The sequence below is a fragment of the Streptomyces sp. NPDC048389 genome, from assembly GCF_040706335.1.
GTDB lineage: Bacteria > Actinomycetota > Actinomycetes > Streptomycetales > Streptomycetaceae > Streptomyces.
Window position 1 is genome coordinate 578 of the sequence record NZ_JBEZKP010000102.1, and the last position, 7,505, is coordinate 8,082.

5 protein-coding genes, 1 tRNA gene and 1 pseudogene are annotated in these 7,505 nt (G+C 70.6%); 3 read left to right on the forward strand and 4 right to left on the reverse strand.

The window, feature by feature from the left end; genetic code table 11:
* Positions 1 to 100: 100 nt before the first annotated feature.
* A tRNA-OTHER gene (locus tag AB0903_RS33820) sits at positions 101 to 191 on the forward strand.
* A gap of 177 nt (positions 192 to 368) precedes the next feature.
* Here the strand turns inward: AB0903_RS33820 and AB0903_RS33825 are convergent.
* Positions 369 to 1,244, reverse strand: coding sequence for an acetylxylan esterase (locus tag AB0903_RS33825; protein ID WP_366708587.1), 876 nt, complete (start codon positions 1,242 to 1,244; stop codon positions 369 to 371).
* Between the two features lie 631 nt (positions 1,245 to 1,875).
* On the opposite strand from AB0903_RS33825, the pseudogene AB0903_RS33830 reads away from it, so the two are divergent.
* Positions 1,876 to 2,055 (forward strand): annotated as a pseudogene (locus AB0903_RS33830) (IS110 family transposase); the annotation flags it as partial.
* A gap of 158 nt (positions 2,056 to 2,213) precedes the next feature.
* On the opposite strand, the gene AB0903_RS33835 reads toward AB0903_RS33830, so the two are convergent.
* From AB0903_RS33835 to AB0903_RS33845, 3 genes are all read right to left on the reverse strand, one after another.
* Positions 2,214 to 3,089: an SGNH/GDSL hydrolase family protein gene (locus AB0903_RS33835; RefSeq protein ID WP_366708589.1), complete on the reverse strand. Its 876-nt coding sequence runs from the start codon at positions 3,087 to 3,089 to the stop codon at positions 2,214 to 2,216.
* Positions 3,090 to 3,148: 59 nt separating this feature from the next.
* Complete coding sequence (locus AB0903_RS33840; RefSeq protein WP_366708591.1) at positions 3,149 to 4,033, reverse strand: bile acid:sodium symporter family protein; 885 nt, start codon at positions 4,031 to 4,033, stop codon at positions 3,149 to 3,151.
* 450 nt (positions 4,034 to 4,483) lie between these two features.
* Positions 4,484 to 5,677 (reverse strand): helix-turn-helix domain-containing protein, encoded by a 1,194-nt coding sequence (locus AB0903_RS33845; RefSeq protein WP_366708593.1) that lies wholly within the window; start codon positions 5,675 to 5,677, stop codon positions 4,484 to 4,486.
* 319 nt (positions 5,678 to 5,996) lie between these two features.
* Between AB0903_RS33845 and AB0903_RS33850 the strand changes: the two genes are divergently transcribed.
* Complete coding sequence (locus AB0903_RS33850; RefSeq protein WP_366708595.1) at positions 5,997 to 7,385, forward strand: MFS transporter; 1,389 nt, start codon at positions 5,997 to 5,999, stop codon at positions 7,383 to 7,385.
* Positions 7,386 to 7,505: the final 120 nt, after the last annotated feature.

The following is a 7,505-nucleotide window of genomic DNA, read 5'->3' on the forward strand; positions in this document are numbered from 1 at the left end:
TGGGCTGTCGCCGATCGGAGAGCCGGTACCCAGGTTGCCACCGAGCTCCCATCGGGAGACCCACCGCCGGCCGTCTCGTGCTGCCTCGATACGCACGTCCGGAGAGATATCCGAAGTGGCCTGACGGGAAAGGTGATTGATCGCCGTAGGGGTACTGCCCTGCGCGGGTTCGAATCCTGCTCTCTCCGCCATGTCTCGGCTCCCGCGAACGAGGGAGCGGAAAGCAATTCCGCAGCACCGCGAAGAAGGCCGGAGAGCAGCGAAGGCAGTACGGCCGGTGTCCCACGAGTTCATCCGAGTGAAGGGAATACCTGCGCATGGCGGAGAAGACACAGGGGCCGTCCCCCGATCGACAAGCGGAGGGCGTATCAGGCGGTGGGGCCCGCGATGGCCTGCGCCTGCGCGTTGCGCTTCCAGTCGGACCACAGGTCCCTGTCCGAGCAGTAGCCGCAGCCCGGGCCGAAGAACTCGCCGCGGGCCTGCTCGTCCCCCATCAGCCAAAAGCGCAGCCAGGCCGTGATGGGGGCGCGGAACGCCCCGCCGTCCCCGATAGGGCCGAGGTGCCCGGCCCCGCGGACCTCGCCGTACACGGCAGGGACGTGATCGGAGTCGCGGAAGAAGGCCCGCACCCGTGACGGCCAGACGACCAGGTCGCGCTGTCCGGCGAGATAGAAGACGGGCTCATCCATCCGGTCGGGATCTGCCAACGGGCCCGGCTGGATGGGGACGGCTGTGTCCACCCGGTCGTCGACGGCCGCGTTGATGGCCGCCGCCCCGCCTTGCGAGTGCCCGGCGGATCCGATGTGTTCGAGGTCGACCTTTTGGTGGAAAGGGCTGGCGCTGTCGGTGTTGCGCCGCTCGAGGACGTCGATGCCGGCTCGCATGGTGAGCCCGAAGTTGGAGTTGGGGGTGTTGGCCGCAGCCACGATGAAGCCGTGGCTGGCCCAGTGGCGCAGCAGGGAGCTGTAGATGCCCGGCACTGCGCCGGTCCCGTTGCCCCAGACGACGACGGGGTGCCGCTCCCCCGCCTGCCCCATGGACGCCGGGTAGTAGAAGGTGTGCACCACCTCGATGTCGACCTTCACGTCATACGGCCCGGGCTCCCCCCAATGCGTACCGACAGAGGGGATCGCACCGGCCTCCTGTCCGGCGGCGCCCGCCGTCCCGGGGGCAGCGGCCATGCCGACGGCGAGGAGCGTTGTGAGCAGGAGGCAGCAGAGCGTTCGGCGTGAGTTGCCTGGCATCAGGACTCCCTGTGTCCGGCACGTGGCGTCTGGTCGCGCACGTGGCTGACCGCCATGCTGGGGCGTTCGGCTGCCACTGTCACTCCGCAGGCGCCCAGGTCTGCCTCCGTGCCCTTGGGCATTTTGGCAACGGGCCTGGCCGGGGGTGGCTCGCCGGGGTGCCGCAACGCGGCGGGGAGGGCGGCGGCGCCGTGGTGGGACGGCATCGCGGCACCGGAGAGGTGGTGTGGGGCCCGGCAGGGCCTGTCCGGGGCGGCGGGTAGCTCATCTCCGCGTCACCCGCTGGCACATGCAGCGACGCCTGAGGCCCCGGTGAGCAGGAACCCACGTCCACAGGTCAGGCGGGCACGACCGTGTCAGGACGCCCGGCCCCAACCGCTCCAGACGGGGTGTCAGCATGCCGGATGAAGCATCTGACAGCCGCAGAAGCAACGGCATGGGAAGGCATGACCTCGGGGTGGGGTCGCAGGGCCGGGGAGGCGCCGTCAAAGACGCTGATGAGACGTCCGGCCACCGTCCGGTCCGGCGCGATGCCGGGCACCTCGCGGGCGAGTAGGTCGGCCCTGGCGTGGATGCGCGCGTACGACACCACTGTCAAGGCCGACCGGCTCAACTCCCTTGGACAGGTGAAATGTTCGACACCGAAGACATCGGCGCTCTCCTGGGCCCGGACGTCGGCAGGACCACTCACCACGGCCACGGACGCACTCCGGACGGGAAGAGGGCCTTCGACAAGCAGCTGCCCGACTGCGAGCCGAGACTGCGGGCCGTGTTCGACAAGCCGACCGCCAAGTTCGGCAACGTCACTGTCGGCTCACCCCACCGACGGGCGCCCCGGCGGCGGCAGCGAGGTCTGTCCCGGCACACCTTGTCGGTGACCGCCCACGCCCACGTCACCGGTCGTGCTCGCCGCCTCCGCAGGACCACCAGCCGCGTTGCCTGCTGGGCTGACGGGCAGGTCGGCAGGTCTCAGCGTTGCAGTGCGCGGGTGACCACGAAGCTGGTGCCCTGCATGCCCAGAACCGTCGGATGGAGCGGCACCGTCACGTTTCCCTTGATGATCCCCTCGAACCAGCGTGTCGCGAAGGGCGCGCAGGAGTCGTGGCCGACGCTTGCCGCGGTCTGGTCGATGTATCCCGCGCCGTTGCGCCCGGCCTGCCACGCAATCGCGGCGTTGAGTTCCCGGAGCTTGCTCTGGATGTAGTCGGCATCGCGGCTCCAGAACGGCTGGACCGGGTAGCAGCCACCCGGCCGGAGGTAAGTGCCGTAGCCGACGAAGTACACCCTGGCCTGCGGCGCCCGGCCTCGGATCGAGCGCGCCGCCTCGCCGATACGAGACGCGAAGTCCTGGATCTGCTGTGAGACCCGGTCCGCTCCGCCGGCGGTCAGCTTGTCGTGACAGCTGGTGCCCAGGGGATCGGGCAGCAGATTGACGCAGGTGAGGACGGTGCTGACGAGCTTGATGTCGTTGGCGCCGATGTGCACGGTGACCAGGTCCGTGTCCGGTGACAGCGCATCGTACTGAGGGGGTACCTGCCCGGTGAGTGTCTGCTGCCCCTCGGTGAAGTCCTTAGTGGTCGCGCTGGTGCACGTGACGTCGCGGAACACGTCCGCGCCTATGTGACCGGCGACCAGTGACGGGTAGTTGAGGTGTGATCGGAAGCAGCCCGGGCGGGTGAGGTCCTGTTCGGGCAGGCCGGGCCCCGCCGCGGCCGAGTCCCCCAACGCGACGTACACCAGGGGCTTGTCCCGGGCGGCGGCCGCGGACGAGGGCTGGGCGGCGGCGAGGAAGGTCGCTGCGGCCACCGCGGCGACCGCAGCGGCTCGGCCAGGCGTCACACGCATGGGAGGGGATCCTCTCGGGGTTGGGTCGGCGACCCACGGTTCGCGGAGAATGAGGGGGCTCAGACGAGTTCGGCGCGACGGCTGTTCGCGGTGCGGCCCGCCCTGGCCAGCAGGTAGGCCGCGATCGAGGCAGGCAGGTACATGAGGACGCCGTAGACCGCCGCCGGGAGGGCGAGGGTTTCGTTGCCGAGCACCGAGACGGCCACCGCGATCGCCAGCGTTGCGTTGTGGATGCCGACCTCCATTGCGGATGCGGTGGAGTCGCCGCGTGTCACACCGAACAGGCGGGGCACGACGTATCCGACGCCGAGGCTCAGCACCGACAGGAGCAGGGCGGCCGGGCCCAGCGTGGCGAGGTTGTCCCGCAGGACGTCGAACTGCGAGACGACGGCGGCCAGGATGACCAGGGCGAGTACCGCAGTGGAGCCGACCTTGACGGTCTTCTGCATGCGCTGGGCCCACCCCGGGAACCGGCCACGGACCGTCATGCCGATGGCGACCGGTATGAGCACGATCGCGAACACCTGCAGCACCTTGCCGAACTGCAGCCCGATGGAGGCGTTGTCACCGATGAAGTGCGCGATGGACAGGCTGACCACGATCGGCAGTGTGAAGACGGACAGCACCGAGTTGACCGCCGTGAGCGTGATGTTGAGCGCCACGTTGCCGCCGGCCAGGTGGCTGAAGAGGTTGGCCGAGGATCCGCCGGGCGATGCGACGAGGAGCATCATGCCGACCGCGAGTACGCCGCCGAGGCCGAAGACTTTCACGAGCCCCAGGCAGATCAGGGGCAGGACCACGATCTGACAGGCCAGCGAGATGAGGGCGGGCTTCGGGAACCGGATCACCCGGCCGAAGTCACCCGCGGTCATCGACAGTCCGAGGCCGAACATGACCAGGCCCAAGGCCAGCGGGAGCCCGAGGGTGAACAGGGTGGAACTCATATGTGCTCCTTGGTGGTCCTTGGGTGTGCGGATGCTCTGTGCGGTGCGTCATGCCGAGCTGAGGGCAACGCAAAGGGAGTCGGGGTCCGTGACGAGCCGAAGAGCGTCACGTCGTCGGGGGCCGCTGCTGAAGGCCGTGCCGACTCCCGCCATGGTCGAGTGGCCGACATCGCGCAGCAATGTGTCCGGCGCATCGAACTGAGCGGGCGATCCTGTGCAGGCGCCCAACGGCGGTGGGTGCCGCCCCCGCCGGAACGCACACGTCCCCAGCCGCCCGCGCATGCGAGCGCGGCCGGGGACGCGCCGCTGCCGCGCGTCGACGAGGTGGCCGACGCAGGTCCCGGCAGCTCGGGAGCGGGAACGTGCTGCGTCGTGGCCTTCAGCCGGCAGCAGCCGGCCGTGGGCCGCAGTGACACGCTCGTCGCAGTGCTCACCGGACCGTCGAGGGCGTCAGCGCGGCACCTCGGTGGCGCGCTGTGCGAGCGCCCAGCCGAGGCGGGCCTCCCCGGAATCCAGGGGCCAGCCGGTGAGCTCGGTGATGCGGGCCAGGCGGTTCAGCACCGTGTTGCGGTGGCAGTAGAGCCGCTCGGCGGTGCGGGCGGCCGAGCAGCCCGCGTCCAGCCACACCCGCAGGGTCCGCAGCAGGACCGAGCCCTCGGAGCCGCAGGCCAGGACGCCGGCCAGATAGCGGCTGACCAGCAGGTCGGCGATCTCCGGGTCCCCGGCGAGGGACGCCTCCACCAGACGCTCGTCGAGGCACGCGACCGCCCAACCGCCCAGCGGTAGCGTGCGCAGGGCGCGCTCGGCCAGGCGGAGGGCGGTGTCGGCCGCCGCCAGTTCCTCGCACGCCGGGGAAACGCCGGCGGTGCCGACCTGCATCTCGCGCAGCACCTCCGCCAGTTCGTACGGCTCGGCTGTCCCGAGGCGTACCAGACCGGCGTACCGCTGGGACCAGGGGCGCCAGAACGACCGCATCCCCGCCTCCAGCAGCACCGGGCCGGGATTGGGCGGCGCCGCCGGGTTCTCGCCGATGTCGACCACCACGAGGGCGTAGCGTTCGCGCGCCGACAGGCCGAGCGCCTCGGCCGCGGCGGAAGCCACCGCCGGGTCCCGGCCGCGGCCCTCGAGCAGTGCCGCGAAGAGGGCGCCGCGCCGGGAGTCCTGGCGGCGGTGCAGTTCCAGCTCGGTCAGCCGGTAGGCGTCGGCCATCACCGTCGAGAAGCGGTCGATGGTCTCCCACAGCACACCCGCGACCTCCAGGACCACATCCTGTTCGGCCGCCGCCGCGCCGCGCAGCAGATCCGTCATGGCCTGCCACGTCACGCGGCCACCTCGCCGGTAGGCGAGCAGCACGGTGTCCAGCGGCAGGCCCTGCTCCGCCCGACGCCGCCCGGTCTCTGTGGCGGCGGACTCGATATTGCCGGCGCTTGCCGGGAGCCCGCCGAACTCCTCCAGCGAGAGGAGCAGATTGTCCCGGCACACGGCGTGCAGATCGGGGAGCGAGACCGGGCTGCCGGAGGCGTATGCCGGACTGTGCGCGCGGATGTCCGCCACCACTCGGCCGGTGAGCCCGTCGATGTCCGCGAGCAGTGTCCGTGCCAGCCAGCGGCGCAACGCCCGTCCGGCTTCTTCGCCTTCGGTCATGGGAGCCAGGTTAGGCGTCCGCACAACGGGCGGAAAGCAGCATGCGGTGTCCTGCCGAAAAGCCCAGGCAGGGCGCGCACATGGTGGGCATCTGCACATGGCCGGCGGCCGGGCGACGGCAGATGCCGACAGAGACCACCGTCCATTGCCTTCATCACCCTCAAGGAGCCGTCATGGAGCCACCGGGGCCCCTCCATGGTGGGCGCACGCACCCCGGATCGCTGAACTATGGTGTCCCACCACATACGCCCCTGACCTGGCCCTTCCTACGGTGTGGCGACACGCAAACGTCCCCGCCAACCGTCCGGAAGTGGTGTCCATGGCCGCCCCCGCAACCGCCCCGCCCGAGCCCAGCTCGCTGAAGCGCATCGTCGCCGCCAGCCTCATCGGCACCACCATCGAGTGGTACGACTTCTTCCTCTACGGCTCGGCCGCCGCGCTCGTTTTCAACAAGTTGTTCTTTCCGGACTCCGACCCGCTCGTCGGCACCCTGCTGTCGTTCCTCACCTATGCCGTCGGATTCGCCGCGCGGCCGATCGGTGCGCTCGTGTTCGGGCACTACGGGGACCGGCTCGGGCGCAAGAAGCTGCTGGTGCTCAGTCTGCTGCTGATGGGTGGCGCGACCTTCGCGATCGGGCTGATGCCGACGCACGCGACCATCGGCTCCGCCGCTCCCGTCCTGCTGACCTTCCTGCGTCTCGTGCAGGGCTTCGCGCTCGGCGGTGAGTGGGGCGGTGCGGTGCTGCTGGTGTCGGAGCACGGGGACGCCAAGCGGCGCGGCTTCTGGGCGTCCTGGCCGCAGACCGGCGCGCCGGCCGGGCAGTTGCTGGCCACCGGTGTGCTCGCGGCGCTCACCGCGCTGCTCTCCGACGCCGCCTTCACCTCGTGGGGCTGGCGCATACCGTTCCTGCTCTCCGGTGTACTGGTGATCGTCGGCTTGTGGATTCGTCTCTCCGTCGATGAATCGCCGCTCTTCAAGGCCGCGTTGGCGCGGGCCGAAGAGCGCAAGGCACTCACCGGGCAGGTGGAGAAGATGCCCGTCGTCGCCGTACTGCGTCACCACTGGCGCGACGTGCTGATCGCCATGGGTGCGCGGATGGTGGAGAACATCAGCTACTACGTGATCACCGCGTTCATCCTCGTCTACGCGACGACCGCGGTCGATCTGAGCAAGCAGACGGCGCTCAACGCGGTCCTCGTCGCCTCCGCCGTGCACTTTGCCGTGATCCCGGCATGGGGAGCGCTGTCCGACCGGATCGGGCGGCGGCCGGTGTATCTGATCGGTGCGATCGGCGTCGGGGCATGGATGTTCCCGTTCTTCGCGCTCATCGACACGGCGAGCTTCGGCGCGCTGCTGCTGGCCGTCACCGTCGGCCTGGTGCTGCACGGTGCGATGTACGCACCGCAGGCGGCGTTCTTCTCCGAGATGTTCGCGACCCGTATGCGCTACTCGGGCGCCTCCATCGGTGCGCAGTTCTCGTCGGTGGCGGCCGGGGCGCCGGCTCCGCTGATCGCCACGGCGCTGCTGGCCGACTACGGCTCGTCGACACCGATCGCCCTGTACGTCATCGCCGCAGCGCTGCTCACCGTGGTCGCCATCGCCTGTGCCCGCGAGACGAGGGACAGCGACCTGACGGCGCTGGACGGCGAGACGAAGGGGGCCGGTGGCTCGTCGGTCGCCAAGACGGCCGGCGCGCCCACCGCCTGAGGCGGCACGGCCGGTAGACCGTACACGACGGGCGGGGCGGGGGGGCGGCGCCAGAGGGCGGCCGCCCGGCGCCCGGCGCCGCAGCCGGCCCAGGACGCGCCGCGGCGCCGCGGGGATCAC